This window comes from Archangium violaceum, from assembly GCF_016859125.1.
In the GTDB taxonomy this organism is placed as follows: Bacteria; Myxococcota; Myxococcia; order Myxococcales; family Myxococcaceae; genus Archangium; species Archangium violaceum_A.
Genome location: NZ_CP069338.1, coordinates 1,637,309 through 1,662,242, shown reverse-complemented (window position 1 = coordinate 1,662,242; position 24,934 = coordinate 1,637,309). Strand labels below are relative to the sequence as shown.

The window sequence follows — 24,934 nt, the reverse complement described above, 5'->3', positions numbered from 1 at the left end:
GGCCGCTCAGAGGCGGCTGACGATCCAGAAGAGGCCGAGCGCGGCGGAGCCCACGGCCACGACGCGCTGGAGCCGCTCGGCCAGCTCCGAGCCCAGGCGGGAGAGGCCCTCGGCGAAGACGAGGCCCACCGCGCCCATGCCCACGAGGATGCCGAACGCGAAACCGGGGAGGTACGTCCACCCGGAGGACTGCAGGCTGCCGCCCACCAGCAGAGGGGGCAGGGCCAGCAGCAGCGAGCGCACCCCGCTGACGGCCATGAGGGCTCCAGCGGCGGTGCTCACCCGGTCATGCATGTGCGAGTCATGCATGTGGGAGTGGGGCTCCTGCGTGTGACCGGGCAGGTGGGGGTGGCCGTGGCGCAGCACGTTGGGGAAGAGGAAGGCGGTGACGGCCAGCGCCACCAGCACCACGCCGCCGAACACCTCCGCCCAGCGCTCGAACGTCTCGGAGAGGCCCACGCCCGCCAGGAGGCAGAAGGTGGCCACTCCACCGAGCACCGCCGCGTGTCCCACGGCGAAGCGCAGCGCGACGAGCAGGGTGGCGCGGCGGCGGGACGGGCCCAGCGTGCCGAGCGTGGCCATGGCGGCGCAGTGGTCCGGCCCCACCGCGTGGAGCAGGCCCTGGCCGAGACCAATCAGGAATGCGAAGAAGAGGGGCGACACGAGGGTACACCCTACCCCCCCTTGGTGTCCGAGGCCAGCAGGAGGGTTGCACATGTCGCTCATCTACCGAAAACGTCTGGCCCTGGTGCCGCTCCTGGTGGGCCTCGTGCTGGCCGGGGGGGCCTGCCGGAAGGACGAGGGGCCCGAGCGGCTCGCCCGCGCCGAGGCGAGCTACGCCGCCCTGGTCGAGCGCGGTGTCCCTCCGAGGGACCCGGCCTGGGACGCCGTCATCGCCGAGCTGGAGTCCGTACCGCGAGACTCCAAGGCGAGGCCCGAGGCAGAGCGGCGGCTCGCCGTCCTGCGCGAGCTCCGGAGCACTCCGCCGCCACGCCGGCCCCTGTCGAGGCCAGGTGTGCCGGATGGTGGTTCTCCCTCGTTGGACGAGCACGGTCATCCGATGGACGGACACGCCCACCCGAGGTGACCGGAAAAGTCGGGCTTGCGCAGCCGCGGGGATGGGTTATCCAAGCGCGCACCATGCCCATTCCGCGGACAGGCAACCCGGCTCCCGACTTCCAGCTGCAGGACCAGAACGGCAACGACGTGAAGCTCTCCCAGCTCCGGGGGAAGAACGTCGTCCTCTACTTCTACCCGAAGGACGACACCCCGGGCTGCACGCGGGAGGCGTGTGACTTCCGGGACGAGCACTCGGCGCTCCAGGAGGCCGGGGCGGTGGTGTTGGGCGTGTCGCCGGATGACACCCGGAGCCACCAGAAGTTCGCCACGAAGTTCTCGCTGCCCTTCCCGCTGCTCGCGGACACCGGGCACCAGGTGGCCGAGTCCTATGGCGTGTGGGGCGAGAAGTCGCTGTATGGCCGGACGTTCATGGGCATCACGCGCGCCACGTTCCTCATCGACACCGAGGGCAAGGTGGCTCGCGTGTGGCCCAAGGTGAAGGTGCAGGGCCACGTGCAGGACATCCTCCAGACGTTGAAGGGAGGCGCGGGGGCGGAAGAGGGCGAGCCGGTCCAGAAGAAGGCTCCAGCGAAGAAGGCCCCGGCGAAGAAGGCCGCTCCGGCCGCCAGGATCGCCGCCCCGAAGAAGACTCCGGCGAAGAAGGCCCCGGCGCGCCGCAAGTAGTCCCCCGGAAGGTGAGGGAGCATCCACCCCCTCTCCCCCTGGGAGAGGGACGGGGTGAGGGTCTCGTCCCCTCGCATACCCGCTCGCCGCTACCGGCCTCCCGCTCGCATGACCACCCCTGTCCATAAGGAACGGACGAAGACAGGGAGGCGGTCATGTCGAAGAGGGGTGTGAAGCTGGGAGTGGTGAGCGTGCTCGCCACGGGGGCGTTGCTCACCGGGTGCAACGATGCCGGGCGGAAATGGGCCATGACGGCCCAGGAGGACTACTACTCCGAGCAGGCCCAGGACGAGACGGGAAGGGCTCGCTCCCATTTCGTCTCCAGCTCCTCGTTGTTCGAGACCAACGAGCAGGTGCCGGGCACGGGCGGCTCTGGTGAAGCGTCGCCTGGTGCGCAGCTCGCCCACCCGCAGCGCACCCATGCTCAGGGAGACCAGTGGTTGCGGCAGGACTTCCGCGTCCCGTACCCGCCGCCCCAGTACAGCGGCTTGATGTTCATGCCGCTCGGCACGGGCAATCCGCTGCGGGCGGGCCCCAATGGCGCCTGGATCCAGGGCACCTACGCCGTCGAGCTGGGCTCCGGCCTCGCCTCGGGCCCCATACGGTGGCGGGAACCGGCGGCGGGCCTCCAGGCGCCTCCCCAGGTCCCCACGCGGGAACAGGGCCAGTCGTCAACCTCCGGCCAACAAGGGGAGAACCTGACGCGGTAACGCCCGAATCCGTCCGTTTCCCGCGTTGGAGGGCGGCCGGACGAGCGGGCCCTCGCCAGAAACCCGCCTGGTAGTCGGGAATCATCCGGGTGGCCATCCCTCAAGGGGCGGCGTGCTCCGCCCTCGCACCTCGCGAGAGGCGGGCGCGCCGGACACGGTTCCTGGAGACGACATGCACGACAGAGGTTTCAAACGGTGGGGGGTGTTGGGGGCGCTGGCTTCGGCCGCGTGGCTGGTTTCCGCCTGTGAGTCCGCGCAGCATCCTGGGAACGAATCCTTCTCGCCCGGCTTCGTCCGGAATCCGGTCCAGGTCGGCTACAACGGCACCATCAAGGACATCCCCACCAGCATCGATCCCCGGACGCCCCAGGCGGAAGGAACTCCGGGCCGCTCCTTGCCGTTCGACCTCGGGGAACGTGCCCTGATCGAACAACGGAGACAGCAGGGGATGGGGGGCAGTGGCGCAGCGTACGAGGCCCAGGGTCCCGAGAGCACGATGATCGCGCCGGCGAATGACGAGCCCGCCGCTCGGAGTCTCCCCGGGGAGAACCTCGAGCCCGCGGACGCGACCCAGAAGCCCCGCGAGCCCCTGCGCCGTTAGCGCCAGAGGCGGAGTCCTCTCCCGGCGATGGCGCGGGGGCCGTGCGGTGCCGGCCGATCCCGCCGTCACGGGAGGGGTCTACCCGAGGTCTGGACACATCTGGATTCACCGGGCTGTCGATGACGGTTGCCCGGAATGGAGGAGCGAACATGCGCGGAAACATTCGCAGGTGGCTGGTGGTGGGGGCGCTGGCTTCGGCCTCGCTGTTGTTCCCGGGGTGCACGAACACCAATCGGGGGGGCGACGAAGCGCAGAACGAGATGGGGACGGGCGGCTCGGGCAGCGTGGGCCTCGAGGAGCAGAGCGGTATGGGCGGCTCGGGAAGCGTGAGCCTCGAGGATCAGGGGCTCGGTGGCTCCGAGGACGCGCGGCAAGGAGCCCAGGGCACCCAGGGTGATGTCATGACCCAGGATGCGGGCACGGGCGGCGCGGGCCTCGAGGGGAGTCAGAGCACGGGCACCAAGGGCCGGGGCGTCACGGGGGCTGGCACCGATGTGCAGGGCGGCAATACCCCGACTCCCTCCAGCGGCGTTCCCTCCGGCGTTCCCGGCAAGTAGCCAGTCCGGCGTCCCGGTCAGACGGGACGGGACGCCAGCATCACCTCGGTGGGATCCTTCCCGCTGAAGCTGCTGGCGAGCCCCTCGGCGAGCGCGCGGTGCTGGGCGTCGCCGAGCGTGGCCAGCCGGTCCTCGGGGCCGCGCGCGAAGCGCGCCTCGAGCCGGGCCAGTCGACGGTGGGCCTCCTCGATGCGCGCGCGCGGCACGCGGCCGGACTCCACCGCGCGCACCAGCGCCTCGATGGCCCGCCGCTGCACGTCCGCCTGGTGGCACACGAGGAACAGGTCCACCCCGGCGAGCGTGCCCTGCACCGCGGCCTCTTCCACCGAGTAGTGGTCCGCGATGGCCTTCATCTCCAGGTCATCGCTCACGAGCACGCCGTCGAAGCCCAGCTCCTCGCGCAGCACGCCGTGCAGCACGCGGTGGCTCATGGTGGCGGGCACCTTCAGGTCGAGCGCGTCGAAGAGCACATGCGCCGTCATCAACGAGGCGAGCCCCGCCTGGGCGAAGGCACGGAAGGGCACCAGCTCCACGCGGCGCAGGCGCTCCATGTCATGCGGGAGCCGGGGCAGCGTCAGGTGGCTGTCCGAGGTGGTGTCTCCATGCCCGGGGAAGTGCTTGCCGCACGAGGCCACGCCACCGGCCTCCAGGCCCCGGGCGAGCGCCACGCCCATGCGCCCCACCTCGTCCGGGTCGCGGCTGAAGCTGCGGTCGCCGATGACGGGGTTGGTGGGGTTGGTGTCCACGTCCAGCACGGGCGCGAAGTCCCAGTCGAAGCCCACCGCGCGCAGCTCGTGCGCGAGCAGCCGCCCCATGCGCTCCACGAGCACCAGGTCTCCGCGCTGGCCGAGCTCGCGCATGGGGGGCAGGGTGGTGAAGGGCACGTCACGCAACCGGGCCACGCGTCCGCCCTCCTGGTCCACCGAGAGGATGAAGGGCCGGCGCGCGCGTGACTTGATGTCGCGGCACAGGGCGGCCGTCTCCTGCGCCGTCCCCACGTTCCGCTTGAAGAGGATGGCACCGAAGATGCCGTCATCCATCAGCGCGGCGAAGTCGTCGTCGATGCGCGGGCCGGGGAAGCCCACCATGAAGAGCCGGGCACAGTCTCGGTAGAGGGCGTTGCTCATGGGGGCGATACCTTCGCACGCCCTCCCCCTCGCGGGGAGGAAAGAGCGCGGCGGATGCCCACCCCCACACGTGGCTGCCTGCCCGTCCGTCAGGAATGCCGCATTGGGCCGGAGGGGAGCCGAGCGGGCCAGCCGTGCCTCCCCTGCCGGTGGGGCTTCGAGCCCGATGCTCAGCCCATGACGGGGAGGATGAGGGCGGAGGGGTGGGCGGGGTCGTGGAAGACGCTCTGGTCGGCGGGGACGAGCGTCTTCGCGGTGGCGAGCGGCTCACCACTGCCGGTGTTGCGAGCGAAGCGCGGGTGGGCACCGCTGGAGACCTGGAGCCGGAGGCGGTGGCCCGCGAGGAAGCGGTGGGCGGTGGGCCACAGGTCGATGGAGACGCGCGAGGTGCCATCGGGCTCGGGTGCGGGCCTGCCGGGGACGAGGCGCAGCAGCCCATCGCAGATGTTGATGGACCTGCCCGATGGGTCGACATCACACAGCCGGGCGAAGAAGTCGGTGTGTTGGAGGCTGGAGCGGACGAAGAGCTCGGCCTGGACGGGGCCGATGACCTCGAGGTCCTTCTCGAGCGGCGCGCTGGTGTACGTGAGGATGTCGGGCCGCGTTTCCAACTCGCGGTTGTCCCTCGGGCCCGCCTCGTTCGTCAGGAGGGCACCGCCCACGGTGGGGGTCGGGTTGGCCGGGTCGTAGCGGTAGCGGTCGGGCTCCGAGGCCGAAGGCGTGGCGGGAGAGAGGCCCCGGCCCGCTTGCAGGTGCCAGCGCTGGGAGCGGGCGCCTGGCGGAGGCCACTCGGAGAAGTCGCGCCAGGCGTTCGCGCCCATGACGAAGAGGCGGACGGGGGCCTCGCGCAAACGACTACGGTCACCCTTGAGGTGGGCCTCGAGCCACACCAGGGATTCGCGCGCGGCGGCCGCCATTCCCGCGGGAGCGGCGTGGGTCCAGGGCCCGATGGTCAGGTAGGGGGCACGCCCGGCCCGGCGGAGCGCGGCGTAATCATTCATCTGCCAGGGCAGGAAGATGTCGTACCAGCCGCCGATCAGATGCACGGGAGCGGTGACCTCGGAGACCGAGCCGCTGAAGTCCGCGGGGTTCCACCACGGGTCTCCCGGCGCATCGTGCTCGAGCCAGTCCTGGAAGAAGGGGACCCGCTCTCCGACCGCGAGCGCGTCCACCTCGTTCAACGGCAGGTGTTGGAAGAGGGGCTTGAGCTTGCGGGCCGCGCCGAGCCGCGCGAGCACGGCCGCCAGTCCGGCCTTCTCCTGGGTGCGGACGAGGTGGACCCAGGACAGCGTGGTATCGAGCGAGTAGGCGCCGCCCGCGTAGGTCTGGTCCCGGAACTGGGACGCGGTCACGTGCGCCACCATCGCCTTCAAGGCGGGACCCGCGTCACGGGCGAGCGCCCATTGCACGAGGCCGAGGTAGCTGGGCCCATGCGTGGCGAACTCGCCGGAGAACCAGTCCTGCTTCTTCATCCACTCGAGTGTCGCCAACCCATCGGCCCGCTCGTTGCGGAACGGGTCGAGTTGGCCGCCCGAGCCGAAGGTGCCGCGGACGCTCTGGACGAGCACCTGGAAGCCACGCTCGGCGAAGAGTCTTCCGAACTGGAGGCCGAAGAAGCCCCGTCTGCCATAGGGCGAGCGCACGAGGAGGGTCGGAAGCCTGCCACCACCACGAGGGGCGTACCGATCGGTCAGCAGCTTGATTCCATCGGGCATCGGCACCTCGATGTCCCGCTCGACGGTGACGTCGTGGGTGTCCGCGGGTGGAAATTCCAGGAGACGTGCGAGGACACGGCTGGCGATGGTCATGGCCGACCATGAAATCACACCGGCAGTGAGGGCGACTCCTCCCAATTGAGGGGCGCGAGATAGCCATCCAGGTCAGGCGCTCCGGAAAGAGGGGATGCCACCGTGAGCATGATTCTCCTGGTCGACGACGAACCGGACTTGCTGGACCTCTACACCGACGTACTTGAAATCATGGGCGACCAGGTCATCCAGGCGCACGATGGCATGGAAGCATTGGAGAAGGCCCATCAGCAGCGGCCGGACCTGATCGTGACGGATTGGATGATGCCTCGGATGGACGGGGTCGAGCTCTGCCAGAGCCTCCTGCGGGACCCAGGGCTCGAGGGCATTCCCATCATCCTGCACAGCTCCAGGCGGGCGCCCCGGCTCCCAGGCGTCCATGTCCTCTCCAAGAGCTGTCCGCTGGAAGAGTTCGAGGATGCCGTGGCCCAGGCGCTCGACAACATCCAGGAGCCGGTGCCGGCCCCAGCCCCCGAACAATCCGCCGCGGAGGCTTACTGAGGGGCACCCGCTCCACGCGAGAAGGACCAACTCAAGAACACCGTCACCTGACGGTGACACGGTGGAGTGGGCTCGGCGTGATAGGCGGGGGGGGGGGATGGGCACCCTCTTGCGACTCGTTGCCGTCGTGGGGCTGTTATCCGTTTCCGCGTGCGTCTCGATCGCGGGCGGGCCAGGAGGTATCTCGCCGTCGCAGTTCGAGTTCGTCCCCGTTGTTTCTCATGATGGGGAGGACTCCGGCGGGTGGAAGGCGGCCCGGTTGATCATCAACCTCTTGCGCTTCCCGGACGAACCGGACTTCGTCTCCTGCCACTTGTCGGTGCAGGTTCCCGAGATCAACAGGAATGGACCCGTCACGGATGGCTTCGCCCAGCGGATGGCGGCACAGGCCGCGGATGCCGCGGCGGCACGTGTGGCCGGGCAGGGCTATCTGTCCGCGGAATTGTGCTTGCGGTTCAAAGTCGAGATGCTGCGTGAACTCGAGCTATTGATTCCCGGCTCTCGCATCGAGCAGCTCCTACCATGAGACCACCGGGACTTTTCATGACAGAGGGTACAGAGTCAGGGCTTCCCACCGCCTCGCAGCTCGTCGAACTGGTCCACCATTACCTCCCGGCGAACATCTGGGAGTCGGAGCTGGGCTACGGCGCGACGCCCGAGTACCAGCGGCTCAAGGCCGCTCGTAGTGCAGCCGCTGAAACCGGGAAGGAACGCTGGAAGGCGTTCCTGGCGCGACTGCGCGAAGAAGTGCCTCAGTGCAAGGTGGAGGATTGGACCATCCTCATCTCGGACAATTGTTGGCGGGTGCGGTTGCTCCTTCCCGACAGGGTTCCCGTAGAAGGAGGCGGAGAGGAATTCCGATACGTGGTGGGGCTGGTGAGCATCTTCGCGCCCGTAGCGGCGACGTATACTTCCTTCAAGCAGCGCATCGCCGAGCACCGGTGGCGTCCCTCCCAGACCTTCTACGAACCGGTGCCTGCGACGCGGGAATACGAAGAGGTGCTGGTGCGCCTCTTGTGCGAGGAACTGGGGGCGCCACGACTGCCCAACGAGACACTCTTTACACCGGTGCCCGACATTCAATACCGCTGTGTCGCGATGAAGGAGGCCCGGCTCATCGACTGCCTCTTCACGGACGATCGGTGGTGAGCGTGCCTGAAATCAGCGGACCTCCACTTCTCGGAACAGCACTCCGTCCAGCTCCAGTTGCTTCACCGCATCAACCATGCGCTCGCTAGCGAAGATGAAGCCGGGTGCATCGCGGAAGCGGAAGACGTCGACGTCCTCGGGTAGCGACGAGGCCGCGAGCCAGAACTTCTTCGGGAGGGGGTTCGGGTCGTTGCCACACGTGAGGCAGGTGGGCTTGCGGTCTGGCGGAAGGCACTTGGGATGGAACTGGCCGTGCAACTCCAGTTGTAGCTCCAGCAACTCCGGATGGTTTTTCTGCCGGAAGCGGACCTTGATGGGGCAGCCCTGGAGGCCCCGGATGCCGACCACCTGTAATCGCTCCAGCGCCTCGCGGCGAGCGTAGAGTGTCCAGGGTTCTGCATGAAGAGCTGGCCGAAGTACCCCAACCCGGAGCCTTCCACCGGGCCGAATGTCGCGCCCGGTTCCAGCAGGGCCCACTTGGGGGCGAGTGGACGTACCAATTCGCGCAGACGAACGAACTCCTCGTAGGGGACTGGCTGCGCTTCATGGAACTTCTCGCGCTCCGGGATGCCCGAAAGGTCCACGCAGGGATGATGGAGCCCCACCAAGGCGCCACCCAGGCGGCAGGTAGGACAAGGCTGGGACCAATCCACGCCGGGCAGCCCCCACTTGTGTCCAGCGTTCAGGTTTCCCGTGTAACGGGGGGCCTTGTCGCCTGTGAGCTCATAGAGCTTCACGCGTCTTCACCCTTCATTCAGCGCAACCCTCAATCCGCGAAGAGCTGGGGACCGGTGGGACAAGCGGGTGACCGTAAGGCACGAGGAGGCCAACGATGTCGAAGCGGTAGGCCAGCTCGAAGGCTTTTCGCAACATTTCTTCCGGAGGCACTCTGCGGCGGGCGTTGGCGTGCATGAACTGGCGCCATGCCTCGTTCCATGGGCCACCGCTTGCTCCGCGATGGATGCGTAGATGCACCTGCTCTGGGATGGCCATCGTCCAGGCGTGGACGTCGATGCCATTGTCCCGGAACCACGTCCTGAGCTCCTGAGCCTGGGGGAACAGGTGGTGCTTGAGCAGCCGTCCTTCGAGTCGGGGGAAGGCTGGGAGGAAGCCATGACGGTAGCGGAAATGGAACGTCAGCCGGGGCCTTGCATCCTCCCGAAGCCCAGCGCGCCTCCAGTTTCGTTGGGTGCCGGGGCTTCGCATGGGAGGGCGATAGCGCGCCAACTCCGCACCGTGCGCCAGAGCGGCATGTGCCACCGACTCCGGGTCTGCGTCCTCGCAACTGAATGCGCCGCATTCCCCCTCGTCGCATGCGAGCACGACACACGGGTCATCGCTCGGGGCTTCGCACGCGGTGGGAGCGTCTCGCTGCGTGTCCTCCCACGTGCGCATAGCCGGAGACGTCGCGGCGCATGCGGACAGCAGCACAGCAAGAGATATTGAGAGTGGGAGTAGGCGCGGTCTGGTCAAGGAGCCCGGAAGTGTAGCGTTCCCCTGTCACGACGGGCGGTAGACCCTCACCCCAACCCTCTCCCAGAGGGAGAGGGGGTTACTTGCGCAGCAACGTGCCCTCGAAGAAGAAGGCGAACGCCGCGGCCACGATGAGCCACGTCCACAGCGGCACGGGCGGGCGCTCCGCATCCGAGCTCGAGGCCTTCACCGTCTCCTCGCCGAAGTGCGCGGAGAGCGCGTCCTGTGGCAGCCGGCTCAAGTCGCTCTCGGCCGGGTCGAGTGTCGCGGCGAAGGCCAGCGCGCTCACCGGCTTGCCGTCTCCTCCCAACACCGAGAACGTCCCCGGCTGCTCCACCGGACCGACCAGCACCGTACCGTCCGGCTGTGCCTTGTGCGGCACCTCCGTGCCATCCGGCGCCTTCACCGCCGATACCGTCTGCGCGCCCTCGGGCCGCAGTGCGAGCGTCTCGCCCACGCGGACCTTCTGCTCCTCGCGCTCCTCCAGCGAGCCCGCCAGGTACGCCGCGAAGCGCTGCATCAGCGGCAGGAAGCTCGTGCGGATGGCGAAGTCGCTCCAGTCGCGGTCCACCGTGCTCGTGAAGAGCGCCACCCGGCCCCTGCCTCGTCGCGCCACCGCCACCGCCGGAGCCCCGTCCTCGTACGTGGCCAGCACCTGGCTCGCGCCCTGGGGCGTGCCGCTCCCGTCCGCCTCCAGCAGCATGTACCGGTAGAAGCGCGCCCCCACCAGGCCCTCCTCGGCCCGGCCCGTGAAGGGCGCGAAGAGCGGATGCTCCACCCGCACCTGCGCCAGCTTCGCCGCCTTGTCGTCCGCGTCCGGGTCCTCGCGCTCCACACTGGTGCGCACCAGCCGCAGGTTGCGCGGCAGCAGGCTTCCCAGTCGCGCGTTGTACGCCTCGGGGTCCACGTGGTCGCCCATGCTGACGAAGAGTCCGCCGCCGTTCTCCACGAAGGCCCGCAGCTTCTCCGCCTCCGTCTCGTCCGGCGCCGGTGCGTTCAGCAGGTACACCAGGTCGTACTGGGCGAGGTCCTCGCGCCACCCGGCCTCGGCGTCCCGCACCGCCACCTGCACCGGCGAGCCCGGAGCCGACAGCGCCGCCTCCATGAAGAAGGCCTCGTCCCGGTAGCGCGTGGGGTTCGGCGAGCCGTTCACCACCAGCGCCTTCAACGGCCTCGGCACCGCGAGCACGAAGGCCCGCCGGTCATCCTCGGCCAGCCCATCCGGCGTCAGCGCGCCATGACCCGCCACCGTGCCACCCTGCTGGAAGCGCACCGTCAGTGACTTCTGCGCCGTGCCGTTGGCGGGCACGTCCACGAAGCCCTTGCCCAGCGTGGTGTCCGCCGTGCGCACCGCCGCCTCGAGGTCCTTCAGCGGCGTGTCGCTGAAGTTCTTCACCGTGAAGGTGAACTGGAAGGCGCGCGGTCCCGCCTGCAGCGCGGGCTCCACCTTCAGGTCCACCAGCGCGTGGTTGGGCAGCGTGTCCTTGCCGTTGGCCGCGTCACGCAGCACCACCTCGGGGCGTATCGCCTCTCCCGTGGGACCCTTCACCGTCGGAACCGGCGCCTCCAGGCGCATGGAGCCGGCCGTCAGGTCCGACACCACCACCAGGCGCTTGCCCGCCATGGGGTTCTCCTCCAGCGAGCGCGCCGCCAGGTCCAGGCAGCGCGACAGGTCCGCCCCCGCGAACGTGGGCTGCGCCTCGTCGATCACCTGACGCATCCTCGAGCGGTCGAAGCCCGGCGCCGCGGGCGGCAGGGGCGAGCTCGTGCACACCAGTACCGTCGCGGGCTCCTCGGGCCGCAGGTCCGCCAGCGCGTCGCGCGCCTCGTCCCGGGCCCGCTCGAAGAGGGGCGTACCGTCCGACCAGCGCATGGACAGCGACGCGTCCAGCACGATGGCCGTGGCCGCCGGGCCCTTCACCACCGCCGCCGCCGCCTTGTCCTGCTTCCACTCCGGCCGCGCCAGCGCCACCGGCAGGGCAATCAGGATGAGCGTGCGCAGCGCGTACAGCAGCAGCCGCTTGAGCTTGAGCCGGCTCGCGGTGCGCTTCTGGCTGCGCAGCACGAAGGCCAGGGGCCCGAAGGGGTGGGGCCGGGGCCGCCGCCGGTCGAAGAGGTGGACGAGCAGCGGAATGAGCGCCGCCAGCGCGCCCAGCAGCATCCACGGATGCGCGAACGTCACCGGCGCCTCCCCCGCTTCCCCAGGAAGCGCAGCAACACCTCGTCCAACCGCTCGTCGGTGCGCACCAGCTCGTAGTCCACGTCCGCCTCCGCGCAGGCCGACTTCACGTTCGCCAGGAAGGCCCCGAACTCCTCCAGGTAGCTCTCCTTGATTTCACGCGGGTTCACCTCGATGCGGCCCTGGCCTTCCATGTCGAGGAAGAGCGTGGGGTCATCGAAGGGGAACGTCAGCTCCGCCGGGTCCACCAGGTGGAACACCGCCACGTCGTTCTTGCGCTGGCGCAGCGCGAGTATCCGCTTGAGCGCGTCCTGGTTCTCGTCGAGGAAGTCCGACAGCACGACGACGGAGGAGCGGCGCGGGAGCACCTCGGCCAGGTGGTCCGCGGCGGACACCAGGTGGGTGCCGCCGGTGGGCGTGGCGTGCTCGAGCGCGTCCAGCAGCACGTTGAGGTGGCCGGCCGAGGCGCGCGGGGGCACGTCCTGGAAGCGCCCGTTCGTCATGAGGGCGAGCCCGGCCGCGTCCTGCTGGCGCACGAGCAGGTAGCACAGCGCGCCGGCCAACGTGGTGGCCACGTCCAGCTTGGAGAGCGCGCCACTGCGGTAGCCCATGGAGGCGGACGCATCCACCACCATCACCGCGCGCAGGTTCGTCTCGTGCTCGTAGCGCTTGACGTAGTACTTGTCGAACTTGCCGTAGGCCTTCCAGTCCAGGTGGCGCAGCTCGTCACCGGGCGCGTACTCCTTGTGCTCGGCGAATTCCACGCTCTGGCCCTGGTGCGGGCTCTTGTGGAGGCCGGACAGCACCCCCTCCATCACCGCGCGGGCGCGCAGCTTCACGCCCTGGAGCCGGGCCAGTGTCTGGGCATCCAGCAGCATGCGCGAGCGCTATCCCTTCACCAGTGCGACGAGCTGGTCCACCAGCTTCACCGAGGTGGTGCCCTCGCTCTCGGCGGTGAAGTTGGGCAGCACGCGGTGGCGCAGCACCGGGCGGGCCACCGCCTTCACATCCTCCACCGACGCCACGAAGCGCCCGTTCAGGATGGCGCGCGCCTTGGCCGCCAGCACCAGGTACTGGCTCGCGCGAGGGCCCGCGCCCCACGAGACGTTCTTCGCGATGAAGTCCGGCACGCCCGGCTCCTTGGGCCGCGTGTGGCGCACCAGCTCCACCGCGTAGCGCACCACGTGGTCCGGCACCGGCACCCGGCGCACCAGGTCCTGCAGCGCCAGGATCCGCTCGGGCGAGAGGATCTTCTCCAGCTTGGGCTGCGACCCGCCGGTGGTGGACTTGACGATCTCCACCTCCTCCTCGGCGGTGGGGTAGCCCACGTCCACCAGGAACATGAAGCGGTCGAGCTGGGCCTCGGGCAGCGGGTAGGTACCCTCCTGCTCGATGGGGTTCTGCGTGGCGAAGACGAGGAAGGGCAGCTCCAGCGGGTAGGTGCGGCCACCGGCGGTGACGCGGTACTCCTGCATGGCCTGCAGCAGGGCGGCCTGCGTCTTGGGCGGGGTGCGGTTCACCTCGTCCGCGAGGATGATGTTGGCGAAGAGCGGGCCCTTCAGGAAGCGGAAGGCGCGGTGCCCGGTGGCCTTGTCCTCCTCCAGGATGTCCGTGCCGGTGATGTCCGAGGGCATCAGGTCCGGTGTGAACTGGATGCGGTTGAAGGACAGGTTGAGCACGTCCGCCAGGGTGGAGATGAGCAGCGTCTTGGCCAGGCCGGGCACGCCGACGAAGAGACAGTGGCCGCGGGCGAAGAGCGCGATGAGCAGGTGCTCCACCACGTCCCGCTGCCCCACGACGCGCTTTTCGATCTGCGCGAGGATTTGAGCTTTGGCCCGGGCGAGCTCCTCGACGGCCTGGAGGTCCTCGCGGGTGGCTTCCGGAGCGGGCGGCGGGGGGATGGGGGCGGCGTTTTCCATGAGAAGCGTTCTCTTAATCGCGGGCGGCGCGCGGTCCAAGGGGTTCGCGAGGGGGGCGCGGCTCGAACGTGGGGTGCCAACCGTTCCGGCGTCCTCGTATTCCTGCCACCGGACGTTCACCCGCCCTCCGACGCCCGAGGCCGTCCCCCTGCCCTCCGGGGGGGTTCGAACCACCCCACGAGCGGGGGGATGCCGGTGGGAATGACCCCATTACCTTCCCCCGGTTCGTGTCTCCGGGCTGCTCGGGCCGGAAGCGACGGTGGGGAGAACGCATGCACCAGGATTCAGGAGTACACACCAACCGTCTGTGGAAGGGGCTCGTGCCCGCCGCGCTGCTGGCGCTGGCCGCCGGGTGTGGCGCCGACCCGCGCTCGCCGGAGTCCCCACCCGCCGACCTTCCCCCGGGTGAGACGACCGGGCCGGTGGACGCGACGCCCTCCAGCCCTCCTCCCGAGGTGGAGCCTGGGCCCGGGGGGCGCTCCTGGTTCCACCGGTTCGGAGGGCCGCAGGACGACTCCGGCACGGGGCTCGCCGTGGATGGCTCGGGCAATATCTCCGTGGTGTGGCTCTCCACGCCTCGCGAGGATGACGAGCGCGACTCCGTGCCCGGCCAGAGGCGCGGCCTCTCGGTGGCGAAGTATGGCCCGGACGGGACGGAGCGGTGGGTCCGTGATTTCTCGCGGATGCGCGTGGCCTCGCCGGGCGTGGCGGCCTCGCCCTCGGGCGATGTCTTCCTTTCCGGCAATGCCTTCCTGTACCCGCTGGACTTCGGTCTGGGCGCGGCCACCGATGGCTTCGTGGTGAAGTTCTCCGGCGAGGGCGAACCCCTCTGGCAGCGGCGCGTGGGCCAGAAGGTGTACGGGATGGCGGCGGACGGGGAGGGGGGAGTGCTCGTCGTGGCCGAGGAGTGGACGCCGGAGGGCCATGTCCCGGTGCTCGCCCATCATGACGCTCAGGGGGCCTTCGTCTGGACGCGGCAGCTGGAGCTGGTGGCCGAGGGGACGGAGCTTCACGCGGTGGCGCTCGCTCCCTCCGGCCGGACGCTGCTCGCCGGACGCCTCGTGGGACCGCTCACGGTGGATGGCCGCGCCTTCGGGTCCGATGGAGGGCAGGGACTGGTGCTCCTCGCCTTCGAGAGGGACGGGAGCCTCGCGTGGGGCAGGGAGTGGCGCGGCGTGGACGGCCACGTCACCGGTCTGAAGCTGGATCCGGACGGGGGCGCGGTGCTGGTGGGCGGGTTCCGCGACACCCTGCCGTGGGGCGACACGAGTCTCTCCGGTCCGGGAGCCTTCGTCATCGCGGCGGACCCGGACGGCGCCGAGCGCTGGGCACGGCCGCTCGAGTGTGGCGCCGCGTCGGCTCCTCCCGTGGTGGCGGTGGACGACGCGGGCCAGGTCGTGGCCCTCTGTGGTGGCACGTTGAGCGCGTACGCCCCCGAGGGGACACAGCGCGAGCAGCGCCTGTTGTCACCCGGTGAGTGCCCCGAGGGGGACTGTCCGGTGACGGGGACCGCGTTGGGGGTCGTCCCCGGCCAGGGCGTCACCCTCGCGGGCTACCAGCGGCACGGCGGCGCGGCGGCGGGGAACGCCTGGGACCAGGATGCATTCCTGCGTCTGCTGACTCCGTGAACTTCCAGTCCGAGGCCCCTGCGATTTCCCAAAAAGCGCGAAGAACTTAAAGGGTTTCGCGGGGCGAGGCCTACCGGGGTCGCTCATGTGTGCACCTGTATCGTGTGAGCGGCGGGCAGGCAGGCGAAGGAGGAGAGAAAGACTTGAGCGGGACAGTGGGACCCGCGACAGTCAGAAACATGGATCAGGGACGGCGCACCACGGAACGCAAGGCCGTGGGCCTGCTGGTAAAGCTCAAGCACACGGACATAGGCAGCTTCGTCGAGGAGTTCGCCGTCAACATCAGCCCTGGGGGCATGTTCATCCGTTCACGCGAGCCGCAACCGGTGGGGACGCCCGTGAAGTTCGAGGTGCGCATCGCCGACGGCCTGCGGGTGATGCGGGGCGCGGCCATCGTGCGCTGGGTGCGGCCTCCCGAGGATCTGTCCGGCCCTCCCGGCATGGGCATCCAGTTCACGGAGCTGGACGCGCCCTCGCAGGCGCTCGTCGAGCGGATGTTGCAGCGCAAGGGCGCGACGCCCGCGGCGATTCCCACGATGCCCGCGAACACGCCGCCCCCGGTTGCCGCCGTGCCGGTGGCCACCGTGAGGCCGCTCGCAGCGGCGCCGGTCGCCCCGGTGGTGCCTCCGGTGCGGGCGGTTCCCTCGGTGTCGCCGGTGTCCCCCGGCATGCCCGTCGCGCGGCCCGTCCCCGTGGCCCGCCCGAGCGAGCCCCTGGCTCCGCCTCCTCCTCCGCCGATCACCGCCGTCGACATCCCGCTCGACGAGCTCATCGCCAGCACGCCTCCGCCCGCGAGCCCGAGGGTCGAGGCCCCACCCGCCGCGAAGCCACGCCCGTCCGGGAGCATGCAGGAGTTCGACCTGGCGGACCTCTCGGCGGCGGCCACGCCCGCCGTCCCGAAGCCGGCGGCCTCCGTCCATCGCGGGAGCGCGGTGGAGTTCGAGCTGGAGTCGTCCGATGATGACGAGCCGCTCGAGTTCGCGCGGCCGGTGGCGGGCAAGCTCAACAGGCCCGTCGCGAGGAAGCCGGCTCCACCACCCCCCGCGGCCCGGCCCGTGACTCCGGCCGCGCCCATCGCCCCGGCGCAGTCCCAGGTGGGCACGCCCGCGCCCGTGGCCGCGAAGCCGGCGGCCCCGCTCGCTTCCGAGCCCAAGAGCTCTCCTGGGCAGGTGAGCACCGTCTTCCTCACGCCGCCCGCGAACATCGAGAGCAAGGGCCCGGTGATTGGCATCGACCTGGGCACCACCAACTCGTGCGTGGCGGTGGTGATGAACAACAAGCCCATGGTGCTGCGCTCGCGTGAGGGCTACAACACCATCCCCTCGGTGGTGTCGCTCTCCTCGCAGGGCAAGCTGCTGGTGAGCCACCGCGCGAAGAGCCAGGTGCTGCTGCGCCCGGAGCAGACCATCTACGGCGCGAAGCGCCTGGTGGGCCGTCCCTTCGACAGCGCGGTGGTGAACCAGGTCCGCGAGCGCTTCCACTACGAGATCGTCCCCGACGCGCGAGGCCGGGCGGCGGTGCGGATGGGCGACAAGGTGCTGTCGCTGGAAGAGGTGCAGGGCATCATCCTGCGCGAGTGCAAGGAGTTGGCGGAGCAGCACCTCGGGCAGAAGGTGGAGCGCGCGGTGGTGACGGTGCCGGCGTACTACTCGGAGCCGCAGCGCGAGGCGGTGCGCCGGGCGGGGTGGATGGCGGGGCTGAAGGTGGAGCGCATCCTCAACGAGCCCACCTCGGCGGCGCTGGCCTACGGGCTCAACCGCGAGGTGACCCGGAAGGTGCTCGTCTACGACCTGGGCGGTGGCACCTTCGACGCGACCATCCTGCGCATCGACAAGAACGTGTTCGAGGTGCTGGCCACGGGAGGCGACATCTTCCTGGGCGGCATGGACTTCGACAACGTGCTGGTGGACCTGTTGTTGGAGCGCTTCCAGCAGCAGGAGAAGGTGTCCTTCCAGGGAGACCGCATCGCGCTGTCGCGGGTGACGGACGCGGCCGAGCGGGCGAAGGTGGCGCTCTCGGAGGCCAGCTCCTACGACGTCCACATCCCGATGCTGATGATGGACGAGACGGGGCAGCCGCGAGACATGCACGTCACGCTGACACGCGCGGATATGGAGAAGGCGTGCCTGCCGATGGTGATGCGCACGCTGGACGTGGTGCGCGACGTGCTGCTGGACGCGAAGATGCGGCCGGGGGAGATCGACGACATCCTCCTGGTGGGCGGACAGAGCCGCATGCCGCTGGTACGCGAGAAGCTCAAGGAAGTGTTCGGCAAGCCGCCACACGCGGGCGTGAACACGGACGAGGCGGTGGCGCTGGGCGCGGCGCTGTATTCGAACGCGGTGGACAAGGTGAGCAGCGTGGTGCTCATCGACGTGCTGCCCATGACGATCGGCGTGGCGATGCCCGGAGGCGCGTTCACGCGCGTCATCGAGCGCAACACGCCGTTGCCAGCGCAGCGCTCGTTCGCCATCTCCACGACGCGGGACAACGAAGAGGTGATGGAGCTGTCCATCTTCCAGGGCGAGGACACGCACATCTCGGCGAACGAGTACCTGGGCACGGTGCGGCTGGAGGGCCTGCCCAAGGGCCCGAAGGGCTCGGTGCGGGTGGCGGTGACGCTGCGGCTGGACTCGGAGTGCGTGCTGCACGTGAACGCGCAGGAGTACTCGACGCGCAAGGAGATGAAGGCGACGTTGGCGACGCGCTACACGCCGGAGGAACTGCGGCAGCGATTGGGCGTGGCGTCGGACGCGGCACGGGCGGCGGAGGAGCGGCGAGGTCAGGATCTGAAGGAGCGCTCGGGTCGCTTCTGGGGCTTCCTGAAGAAGGTGGTGGGCAAGGCGTAGCGGGGGCACCGGCCTCATGCACGATGTGAGCTGGTTCATCATTGTCGGGGCGCTGCTCATCGCCATGGCGCTCGGGGGCTCGGTGCTCAAGCGCCTGCCCCTGTCCACCTCGATGCTCTACCTGGTGGTGGGCTTCACCGTGGGTCGTCTGGGCCTGGACCGGCTGGACCCCTACGCGAAAGCGAAGCTGCTCGAGCACCTCACGGAGATCGCGGTCCTCATCTCGCTCTTCACCGCGGGTCTGAAGCTGCGGGCGCCGCTGAGGGCACCGGAGTGGCGCATCGCCGTGCGGCTCGCCTCCTTGACGATGGTGCTCACCATCGGGTTCGTGACCGCCGCGGGCGTCTGGTTGATGGGCCTGCCCCTGGGCGCGGCCGTGCTCCTGGGCGCGGTGCTCGCCCCGACGGATCCGGTGCTCGCCTCGGACGTGCAGGTGGAGAGCCCCTTCCAGAGCGAGACCCTGCGCTTCGGGCTCACGGGAGAGGCGGGCCTCAATGACGGCACCGCCTTTCCCTTCGTGATGCTCGGGTTGGGGTTGCTCGGGTTGCACCCCCTGGGCGAGGGGTTGTGGCGTTGGGTGGCGGTGGACCTGGTGTGGGCGGTGGTGGCGGGGCTCGGCGTGGGCACGCTGCTGGGAGGCGCCATCGGACGGATCATCCTCTATCTTCGGCGCACCCACCGTGAGGCCGTGGGGCTCGATGACTTCCTCGCGCTGGGGCTCATCGCGCTGTCCTATGGGGTGGCGTTGCTCCTCCACGCCTATGGCTTCCTCGCGGTGTTCGCCGCCGGGTTCGCGCTGCGGCGCATCGAGAAGAAGTCGAACCTGGGAAAGCCACCGGAGCTCGTGGAGAAGAGCGCTCACGCACGCCACAAGCACGAGGCGGCGACGGATCCGGAGCACGCTCCGGCCTACATGGCCCACGCGGTGCTGGACTTCAACGAGCAGCTCGAGCGCATCACCGAGGTGGGGCTCGTGCTGCTCCTCGGCATCCTGCTCGCGGGTCTGCCGTTGTCTTCCGAGGCGCTCTGGTTCACGCCGCTGCTCCTGCTGGGCATCCGCCCCGCCGCCGTGCTCCTCTCGTTGCTCGGAACGCGCACCTCACGCCCCCAGCGCTGGATGATGAGCTGGTTCGGCATCCGAGGGATCGGCTCGCTCTACTACCTCTTCTTCGCCCTCAACCACGGGGTGGAGGAGTCGATGGCGCACCAGCTCGTGCCGCTCGTGCTCACCGTGGTGGCCGTGTCCATCGTGGTGCACGGCATCTCGGTGACGCCCTTGATGCAGCGCTACGAGCAGGACCACTCGCGGGCGTGAGCCCATGTCGGGCCGCGGAGCCCTCTCGTTGTCTCGCTTTCCCTGCTGATCCTGTTTGAGCCCCCTCCCTCTCGACATTTTCAGGGGAAAGAGGGGTGCGTGGGTCAGATGCGCCCGGTAGATTGAACGGGCCGTGACGGCACGTGCGCGTCCGGTGTTGTCGAGGGGGGGAGTCAACATGTCGGGTCCAGGGTCATCAGCGTTTTCGCTGAAGGCTGGGCAATACGGAGCCGGGGAGCTGGTCGTTGGCCGCTTCGCGGGGACCGAAGGGCTCAGCCGCTTGTATGAGTTCCAGGTGGAGTTCCATCATGCGGGCGCGGAGCCGTTGGAGACGGCGGACGTGCTGGGCACGCAAGCCTTGCTGACGCTGGAGGTGCCTGGAGCCAGTCCCCGGTACGTGCATGGCCGTGTGTGCGCGGTGGAGGCGCTGGGCTCGCGCGGCGGACATGAGCGCTACCGGTTGTGGATGGTTCCCGGGTTGTGGTGGCTCAAGCGTGTGGCCAGGAGCCGCATCTTTCAGGGCAAGAGCGTACCGGACATCATCAAGGCGGTGCTGGGCGAGGCCGGGGTGAAGGCCCGCTGGGCCCTGAGCGGCAGCTACGAGACGCGCGAGTACTGCACCCAATACCGGGAGACGGACTTCGCCTTCATCAGCCGGCTGATGGAGTGGGAGGGCCTGTTCTACTTCTTCGAGCACACCGAGGACGGGCACACGTTGGTGGTGGGCGACAAGCCCACGGTGCACGAGCCGTTGCCGGGTGGCGCGACGTTGTCCCTGCGCGACAACGATGGCCGGGTGGCGGAGGGCGAGTACCTCGTCTCACTGGAGCGGGCGTACCGGCTGCGTCCCGGCAGGGTGCACCTGAAGGACTTCGACTTCGAGAAGCCGGCGCTGGATGTCTCGGGCAGATCCAACAGTGACGAGGGGCTGAGCGGGCTGGAGGTCTACGACTATCCGGGCGAGTACGTGACTCCGGGCGTGGGCAAGCAGACGGCCAGGGTGCGTCTGGAGGAGGCGGTGCAGGCGGCGCGCACGCTGCAGGGGGAGAGCGTGGCGCCGCGGCTGACGGCGGGCTACCGGTTCGAGGTGGAGGACGACGGCACGAACGCGGGCGAGTACACGGTGGTGGAAGTGCGTCACATGGGGGCGCAGCCGGAAACGCCGGGTGGCCGGGAGGCGCTAGGCGGCCTGTACCGCAACCACTTCCGGTGCATGCCGGCCAGGGTTCCGTACCGGCCGAGGCGCCTGACGCCCATGCCCTCCATCGCGGGCGTGCAGACGGCCACGGTGGTGGGGCCCTCGGGAGAGGAAATCCACACGGACGAGCACGGGCGCATCAAGGTGCAGTTCCACTGGGACCGGGAGGGCCAGCGGGACGACAAGGCGTCGTGCTGGGTACGGGTAGGCCAGACCTGGGGCGGACTGGCGTGGGGCGCGCTGTACCTGCCGCGCATCGGGCAGGAGGTGGTGGTGCGCTTCCTCGAGGGCAACCCGGACAGGCCCCTCATCGCGGGCACGGTGTACAACGGAGGCAACCCGACGCCCTACGCGCTGCCGGACGACAAGACGAAGTCCACGCTCAAGAGCGCCTCCAGCCTGGGCAGTGATGGCTTCAACGAGTTCCGCATCGAGGACGCGGCGGGCGAGGAAGAAATCTTCGTCCATGGACAGAAGGACGAGGACCTCGTCACCGAGAACGACAAGGCCCAGGAGGTGAAGGCCAACGAGGACCTCCTGGTGAAGAAGGACCGCCAGCGCACGGTGGAGGGCAACCAGAAGCTCTCCGTGTTGCTGGATGACGACAGCCGGGTGGAGGGCAACCAGACGCTCCAGGTGCGAGGCAACCGCTCCACGTCCACGTCGGGCAGTCACTCGGAGTCGGTGGAAGGCAACCAGTCCATCAGCGTGGCGAAGAACGTCACGGCCTCCATCTCGCAGGCGGCCTCGGAGTCGGTGGGGGCCGCCAGGGCGCTCACCGTCGGCGCGGGGTATGCCATCAACGTGGCCCTGGCCCTCAACGAAGCGGTGGGCGGGCTCAAGTCCACCCAGGTGGCCGCCGCCTACACCGAGTACGTCGAGGGTAGCCGCCAGGAAATGGTCGCCAAGGACAAGGAGACGAAGGTCGGCCGCGATTTCCAGACGGAGATCGAAGGCGGCCTGTCGCTCGTGACGGGCAAGGACGAGACACACGACATCAAGGGCGAGACGGTCCTCGACATCAAGGACGCCACGGCGTGGCTGGCCAAGGCCTTCGAGCTGAAGGCGGACAAGTTCTCCCTGGTGGTGGGAGGCAACCTGATCCTCCAGATGGAGAAGTCCGGCAGCGTCAAGCTCTTCGCGAAGACGCTGACGATCGACAGCTCGAACTTCAAGGCGAAGGGCTCGAAGGTGAAGCTGGAGCCCGCGGGCTCACTCAAGAGCGGCTCCGGGAAGAAGGCGGACATCCAGAAGCTCGACAAGGCCACGCCCAAGAGCAGCGTGGTGTTCCAGACGCTGTCGACGGGGGGCGAGTCCCTCGAGGGCAAGGAGTTCGAGCTGAAGCTCTCGGATGGGTCCACGCGCAAGGGCAAGATGGACGCCACCGGTAAGGTGCAGGTGGACGACGTGAAGCCGGGCAAGGTCAAGCTGACCTTCCCGGAGAAGAGGTGAGGGGGGAATTCCATTGCGCACAAGCTCGTCCGGCTCGGTCTTCCGTTGGGCAGACAGGACAAGGACATCTTCAACCCGAAGAACGAGGCGGACCGGGCCGCCCTCGCCGCGCTCTACAAGAGCAACGAGGAGGGTGAGGGAGGCTGGTACCCCCTCGGGCTCAGCCAGACGTGGCACAATGGCATCCACCTGACGGGGCAGCTCAACACTCCGGTGCGAGCGATGGCGCCGGGACGCATTGTCGCCGCGCGCCTGCGGATGAAGGGCGGGGAGCCGGCGAAGAAGCCCAAGGAGTACCCGCTCGGAGGGCCGCAGTTCGTGCTCATCCAGCACGACCTGAAGGTGCTCGACAAGAAGAGCCTGACGGAGAAGGACCCGACGAAGTGGACCTTCCGGGACGTGAAGCTCTACTCGCTGTACATCCACCTGTACCTGCCCGAGGCCTCGACGCAGAACATTCCCTGGCTCAAGAGCTTCGCGCCCTTCCTGGGACCCGCGCCGGAGGCGGATGCCAGCGGACCGTCTCGGAAGTTCGCACGGGTTGCCATCGCGCGGGACGAGCCCACGAAGAAGTCACCCGGCCTCACCTTCTGGGGCCCGCCCAAGAAGAGTGGTTCCTCGCTGGTCCGAGGGGGTCCCCTGAGCTTTCTGGGCATGGGAACGATCGTGGAGGTGCTGGCTCCGACGGAGGCGGAGGAGTCGCTCGCCAAGAAGGGGTACAGCAAGATCAAGAATCCGGGAGATGGGCGGGTGGGGTGGGTCCGCTCGCAGGCGAACCAGCTCGTCGAGGTCCCCGCGTTCGCCACCCAGGTCCAGGCGCTCGAGAAGGGGGGCTGCTCGAAGCTCGACTATCCGGTGGTGGCGGGCGAGTGCATCGGGCTGGTGGGCGAGGTGAAGGCCGGCACCGGCATGGTGCACCTGGAGGTGTTCTCCGAGGAGAACGTCATCGACAAGGAGGACCTGTCCCAGTGGCACCTCTTCGAGAGTGACGCGGACGATGATCCGCTGTGTGAGATCACGGGGCTGCCCAAGGAGCTGGAGCCGCTGGCCTACAACTCCTCGGCGCTCATCAAGCCGGAGCAGGTCAAGAAGGCCTTCAACGAGCTCAATGACACCCAGCGCCAGTTCCTGCGCTCCAGCATCACGCGCAACAAGTCATTCTGGGCTGTCGAATGGGCGGACGTGAAGAAGAACAACGAGGCCTGGGCCAAGGAGTTCGACCTCACGGACGACCAGGTGAAGGCCGCCACCGAGTTGATGTGGTGGAAGGAGGCCCAGGAGGCGGGTGTGAGCCTGCCGGGCAAACCACTCGTCTATCATTACCATTCACTCGCATTGATGGAATACTTGGCGGCACACCTGCCCGCGCCTCCGCTCTTCTATGTCATTCGTGACAAGGAGGAGTTCATCGTTGAAAAATCTGATGACCTGAATTCTCGGGAGGAAGTCTACGTCTATGATGATGTAGAAAGGAGGCTCGGAAAAATAAATGTTCCATTGTGCGTGAAATTCAAACCACGTTGGGTATGAATACGTAGTTCCATTCCCCATGGAACTTGTTCCTTTTTATTCGGAGCGACTCCATCTCATGGTTGGTTACCTTTATGCCAAGAGGGTAGTCGTCCGTATCGAGTGCTGCCTGAATGTGTAGGCCCTTTTCGGTAGTCGTGCTCCCGATGAGGTTGACGACGATCTCTCGACTCTCCAGGGGACGCCCTCTCCAGTTGTGGGTGATATGGCAGAACATCCGATGCTCTATCTTGTTCCACTTGCTCGTTCCGGGCGGTAGGTGGCTGACGCTGATTCGCAGCCCCATCTCGTCCGCCAGGTGCTGCAACTCCACTTTCCACAACCGAGCACGAGCGCTGTTGCTGCCACCGCTGTCTGCGATGATGAGCAACTCCTTCGCTCGCGCGTAGCGCTCTCGGCCCATCTCCAACCACCAGGTTCGGATGGTGGACGTGGCGAAGGCGGGCGTGTCGTGTGTCACCCCTACGCTCACCCATCCCTCATTGGCGCCCACGTCATAGACGCCGTACGGCAGGACTTTACCCAACTCCTTATCTACGAAGTCGTATACCCGAACCTCGGACGGCTTGGCTTTCGGGTGCCACTCCCTTCCTGCGTTCTTGAAGTCCCCCACCAACTCCTTTTTCTTGGCATCCACCGAGATGACAGGCTCTCCGCGCCGGTGGAAGGCCCGCACCAGCGCGTTGATGTGCTCGAATTGTGCGTTTCGGTCGGGATGCTTGCCGCCCTCACGCGTTTTGCGGTTACTCTGGAGGCTGTAGCCCGTCTGGCGCAGAAGTCTCCCCACGGTGCTGGGATCGATGGCATGGCCTCGATGACTCAACTCAGCGGCCAGTTTCACGGTGCTCTTGCAAGTCCAGCGCAAGGGCGACATCGGATCGCCGCGCGTGGCTGGCTCCACCAACACCTCGAGGTCCGACAGCAACGTTGTGTCTTTCTCTGTCGCTTTCTTCCGGCCTCCACCATGGCGGCGTGCGCGGTGGATGTCGAGAGTCACCCCCTGTTCAAGCTCTTTCAACCCCCGCCGTATTGCCGACCGGGACAGTCCTGTGGCCTTTGCCACCAAACTGATGCCTCCCCTTCCCAAGGACCTGGCCTCCGCAGCCGCCCAGCGCCGACGAACCGCCTCGTTCATTCCCGCACGCAGCGCCTCGAATTTGCGTTGAACAGCCTCTATCGATGGCGTTACGTTCAT

At 68.4% G+C, this 24,934-nt stretch carries 21 protein-coding genes and 1 pseudogene; 13 read left to right on the top strand and 9 right to left on the bottom strand.

Going from position 1 to position 24,934, the window contains the following annotated elements:
• Nucleotides 1–6 precede the first annotated feature (6 nt).
• On the bottom strand, nucleotides 7–663 hold the full coding sequence (locus JQX13_RS07020; RefSeq protein ID WP_203408280.1) for a hypothetical protein: 657 nt from the start codon (nucleotides 661–663) through the stop codon (nucleotides 7–9).
• Between the two features lie 52 nt (nucleotides 664–715).
• Here JQX13_RS07020 and JQX13_RS07015 point away from each other — a divergent pair, with 52 nt between their 5' ends.
• The 5 genes from JQX13_RS07015 (at nucleotide 716) to JQX13_RS06995 (ending at nucleotide 3,611) form a co-directional block, all read left to right on the top strand.
• The gene (locus JQX13_RS07015; protein WP_203408279.1) at nucleotides 716–1,087 is read left to right on the top strand and encodes a hypothetical protein; all 372 of its coding nucleotides are present in this window, start codon (nucleotides 716–718) and stop codon (nucleotides 1,085–1,087) included.
• A 53-nt stretch (nucleotides 1,088–1,140) separates the two neighbouring features.
• Complete coding sequence (gene bcp / locus JQX13_RS07010) at nucleotides 1,141–1,743, top strand: thioredoxin-dependent thiol peroxidase (protein ID WP_203408278.1); 603 nt, start codon at nucleotides 1,141–1,143, stop codon at nucleotides 1,741–1,743.
• A gap of 155 nt (nucleotides 1,744–1,898) precedes the next feature.
• On the top strand, nucleotides 1,899–2,453 hold the full coding sequence (locus tag JQX13_RS07005; RefSeq protein ID WP_203408277.1) for a hypothetical protein: 555 nt from the start codon (nucleotides 1,899–1,901) through the stop codon (nucleotides 2,451–2,453).
• A 172-nt stretch (nucleotides 2,454–2,625) separates the two neighbouring features.
• The gene (locus tag JQX13_RS07000; protein WP_203408276.1) at nucleotides 2,626–3,054 is read left to right on the top strand and encodes a hypothetical protein; all 429 of its coding nucleotides are present in this window, start codon (nucleotides 2,626–2,628) and stop codon (nucleotides 3,052–3,054) included.
• Between the two features lie 149 nt (nucleotides 3,055–3,203).
• Nucleotides 3,204–3,611 carry a hypothetical protein gene (locus JQX13_RS06995; protein WP_203408275.1) on the top strand — a complete coding sequence of 136 codons (408 nt, stop codon included), beginning with the start codon at nucleotides 3,204–3,206 and terminating at the stop codon, nucleotides 3,609–3,611.
• 17 nt (nucleotides 3,612–3,628) lie between these two features.
• Here the strand turns inward: JQX13_RS06995 and nagZ are convergent, their stop codons facing one another.
• Both nagZ and JQX13_RS06985 read right to left on the bottom strand, forming a co-directional pair.
• Complete coding sequence (nagZ, locus tag JQX13_RS06990) at nucleotides 3,629–4,738, bottom strand: beta-N-acetylhexosaminidase (protein ID WP_203408274.1); 1,110 nt, start codon at nucleotides 4,736–4,738, stop codon at nucleotides 3,629–3,631.
• A 170-nt stretch (nucleotides 4,739–4,908) separates the two neighbouring features.
• Nucleotides 4,909–6,546 carry a CocE/NonD family hydrolase gene (locus JQX13_RS06985; protein ID WP_203408273.1) on the bottom strand — a complete coding sequence of 546 codons (1,638 nt, stop codon included), beginning with the start codon at nucleotides 6,544–6,546 and terminating at the stop codon, nucleotides 4,909–4,911.
• A gap of 108 nt (nucleotides 6,547–6,654) precedes the next feature.
• On the opposite strand from JQX13_RS06985, the gene JQX13_RS06980 reads away from it, so the two are divergent.
• From JQX13_RS06980 to JQX13_RS06970, 3 genes are all read left to right on the top strand, one after another.
• On the top strand, nucleotides 6,655–7,047 hold the full coding sequence (locus tag JQX13_RS06980) for a response regulator (protein WP_239015251.1): 393 nt from the start codon (nucleotides 6,655–6,657) through the stop codon (nucleotides 7,045–7,047).
• A gap of 97 nt (nucleotides 7,048–7,144) precedes the next feature.
• On the top strand, nucleotides 7,145–7,573 hold the full coding sequence (locus JQX13_RS06975; RefSeq protein ID WP_203408271.1) for a hypothetical protein: 429 nt from the start codon (nucleotides 7,145–7,147) through the stop codon (nucleotides 7,571–7,573).
• Nucleotides 7,574–7,590: 17 nt separating this feature from the next.
• The gene (locus tag JQX13_RS06970) at nucleotides 7,591–8,196 is read left to right on the top strand and encodes a hypothetical protein (protein WP_203408270.1); all 606 of its coding nucleotides are present in this window, start codon (nucleotides 7,591–7,593) and stop codon (nucleotides 8,194–8,196) included.
• Between the two features lie 12 nt (nucleotides 8,197–8,208).
• On the opposite strand, the pseudogene sitI6 reads toward JQX13_RS06970, so the two are convergent.
• The 5 genes and pseudogenes from sitI6 to JQX13_RS06945 all read right to left on the bottom strand — a co-directional run bounded on the left by sitI6 (nucleotide 8,209) and on the right by JQX13_RS06945 (nucleotide 13,767).
• A pseudogene (gene sitI6 / locus JQX13_RS06965) lies at nucleotides 8,209–8,933 on the bottom strand (SitI6 family double-CXXCG motif immunity protein).
• A gap of 13 nt (nucleotides 8,934–8,946) precedes the next feature.
• On the bottom strand, nucleotides 8,947–9,669 hold the full coding sequence (sitA6, locus tag JQX13_RS06960; RefSeq protein ID WP_203408269.1) for a SitA6 family polymorphic toxin lipoprotein: 723 nt from the start codon (nucleotides 9,667–9,669) through the stop codon (nucleotides 8,947–8,949).
• Between the two features lie 79 nt (nucleotides 9,670–9,748).
• Nucleotides 9,749–11,851 (bottom strand): BatA domain-containing protein, encoded by a 2,103-nt coding sequence (locus JQX13_RS06955; protein WP_203408268.1) that lies wholly within the window; start codon nucleotides 11,849–11,851, stop codon nucleotides 9,749–9,751.
• A complete protein-coding gene (locus JQX13_RS06950; protein ID WP_203408267.1) occupies nucleotides 11,848–12,726 on the bottom strand; it encodes a DUF58 domain-containing protein in 879 nt (292 codons plus the stop codon). Before JQX13_RS06950 ends, JQX13_RS06955 begins: the two co-directional genes overlap by 4 nt.
• A 9-nt stretch (nucleotides 12,727–12,735) precedes the next feature.
• Nucleotides 12,736–13,767 carry an AAA family ATPase gene (locus JQX13_RS06945; protein ID WP_203408266.1) on the bottom strand — a complete coding sequence of 344 codons (1,032 nt, stop codon included), beginning with the start codon at nucleotides 13,765–13,767 and terminating at the stop codon, nucleotides 12,736–12,738.
• 272 nt (nucleotides 13,768–14,039) lie between these two features.
• Here JQX13_RS06945 and JQX13_RS06940 point away from each other — a divergent pair, with 272 nt between their 5' ends.
• From JQX13_RS06940 to JQX13_RS06920, 5 genes are all read left to right on the top strand, one after another.
• A complete protein-coding gene (locus tag JQX13_RS06940; protein ID WP_203408265.1) occupies nucleotides 14,040–15,395 on the top strand; it encodes an SBBP repeat-containing protein in 1,356 nt (451 codons plus the stop codon).
• A 179-nt stretch (nucleotides 15,396–15,574) separates the two neighbouring features.
• The gene (locus JQX13_RS06935) at nucleotides 15,575–18,244 is read left to right on the top strand and encodes a TIGR02266 family protein (protein WP_203408264.1); all 2,670 of its coding nucleotides are present in this window, start codon (nucleotides 15,575–15,577) and stop codon (nucleotides 18,242–18,244) included.
• Nucleotides 18,245–18,260: 16 nt separating this feature from the next.
• Complete coding sequence (locus tag JQX13_RS06930; RefSeq protein WP_203408263.1) at nucleotides 18,261–19,559, top strand: cation:proton antiporter; 1,299 nt, start codon at nucleotides 18,261–18,263, stop codon at nucleotides 19,557–19,559.
• 178 nt (nucleotides 19,560–19,737) lie between these two features.
• Nucleotides 19,738–22,209 (top strand): type VI secretion system Vgr family protein, encoded by a 2,472-nt coding sequence (locus JQX13_RS06925; protein ID WP_203408262.1) that lies wholly within the window; start codon nucleotides 19,738–19,740, stop codon nucleotides 22,207–22,209.
• A 45-nt stretch (nucleotides 22,210–22,254) separates the two neighbouring features.
• Nucleotides 22,255–23,739 (top strand): hypothetical protein, encoded by a 1,485-nt coding sequence (locus JQX13_RS06920; RefSeq protein WP_203408261.1) that lies wholly within the window; start codon nucleotides 22,255–22,257, stop codon nucleotides 23,737–23,739.
• On the opposite strand, the gene JQX13_RS06915 is transcribed toward JQX13_RS06920, so the two are convergent.
• Complete coding sequence (locus JQX13_RS06915; protein WP_203408064.1) at nucleotides 23,720–24,934, bottom strand: ISAzo13 family transposase; 1,215 nt, start codon at nucleotides 24,932–24,934, stop codon at nucleotides 23,720–23,722. The genes JQX13_RS06920 and JQX13_RS06915 overlap by 20 nt on opposite strands.

What these genes read in the sequence shown, in the direction of transcription:
- bcp (WP_203408278.1), top strand. Translation starts at nt 1,141, where the DNA reads ATGCCCATTCCGCGGACAGGCAACCCGGCTCCCGACTTCCAGCTGCAG.
- JQX13_RS06985 (WP_203408273.1), bottom strand. Translation starts at nt 6,546, where the DNA reads ATGACCATCGCCAGCCGTGTCCTCGCACGTCTCCTGGAATTTCCACCC.
- JQX13_RS06980 (WP_239015251.1), top strand. Translation starts at nt 6,655, where the DNA reads ATGATTCTCCTGGTCGACGACGAACCGGACTTGCTGGACCTCTACACC.
- JQX13_RS06945 (WP_203408266.1), bottom strand. Translation starts at nt 13,767, where the DNA reads ATGGAAAACGCCGCCCCCATCCCCCCGCCGCCCGCTCCGGAAGCCACC.
- JQX13_RS06950 (WP_203408267.1), bottom strand. Translation starts at nt 12,726, where the DNA reads ATGCTGCTGGATGCCCAGACACTGGCCCGGCTCCAGGGCGTGAAGCTG.
- JQX13_RS06970 (WP_203408270.1), top strand. Translation starts at nt 7,591, where the DNA reads ATGACAGAGGGTACAGAGTCAGGGCTTCCCACCGCCTCGCAGCTCGTC.
- JQX13_RS06995 (WP_203408275.1), top strand. Translation starts at nt 3,204, where the DNA reads ATGCGCGGAAACATTCGCAGGTGGCTGGTGGTGGGGGCGCTGGCTTCG.
- JQX13_RS06930 (WP_203408263.1), top strand. Translation starts at nt 18,261, where the DNA reads ATGCACGATGTGAGCTGGTTCATCATTGTCGGGGCGCTGCTCATCGCC.
- JQX13_RS07015 (WP_203408279.1), top strand. Translation starts at nt 716, where the DNA reads ATGTCGCTCATCTACCGAAAACGTCTGGCCCTGGTGCCGCTCCTGGTG.
- JQX13_RS06975 (WP_203408271.1), top strand. Translation starts at nt 7,145, where the DNA reads ATGGGCACCCTCTTGCGACTCGTTGCCGTCGTGGGGCTGTTATCCGTT.
- nagZ (WP_203408274.1), bottom strand. Translation starts at nt 4,738, where the DNA reads ATGAGCAACGCCCTCTACCGAGACTGTGCCCGGCTCTTCATGGTGGGC.
- JQX13_RS07000 (WP_203408276.1), top strand. Translation starts at nt 2,626, where the DNA reads ATGCACGACAGAGGTTTCAAACGGTGGGGGGTGTTGGGGGCGCTGGCT.
- JQX13_RS06940 (WP_203408265.1), top strand. Translation starts at nt 14,040, where the DNA reads ATGCACCAGGATTCAGGAGTACACACCAACCGTCTGTGGAAGGGGCTC.
- JQX13_RS07005 (WP_203408277.1), top strand. Translation starts at nt 1,899, where the DNA reads ATGTCGAAGAGGGGTGTGAAGCTGGGAGTGGTGAGCGTGCTCGCCACG.
- JQX13_RS06915 (WP_203408064.1), bottom strand. Translation starts at nt 24,934, where the DNA reads ATGAACGTAACGCCATCGATAGAGGCTGTTCAACGCAAATTCGAGGCG.
- JQX13_RS06925 (WP_203408262.1), top strand. Translation starts at nt 19,738, where the DNA reads ATGTCGGGTCCAGGGTCATCAGCGTTTTCGCTGAAGGCTGGGCAATAC.
- JQX13_RS06935 (WP_203408264.1), top strand. Translation starts at nt 15,575, where the DNA reads ATGGATCAGGGACGGCGCACCACGGAACGCAAGGCCGTGGGCCTGCTG.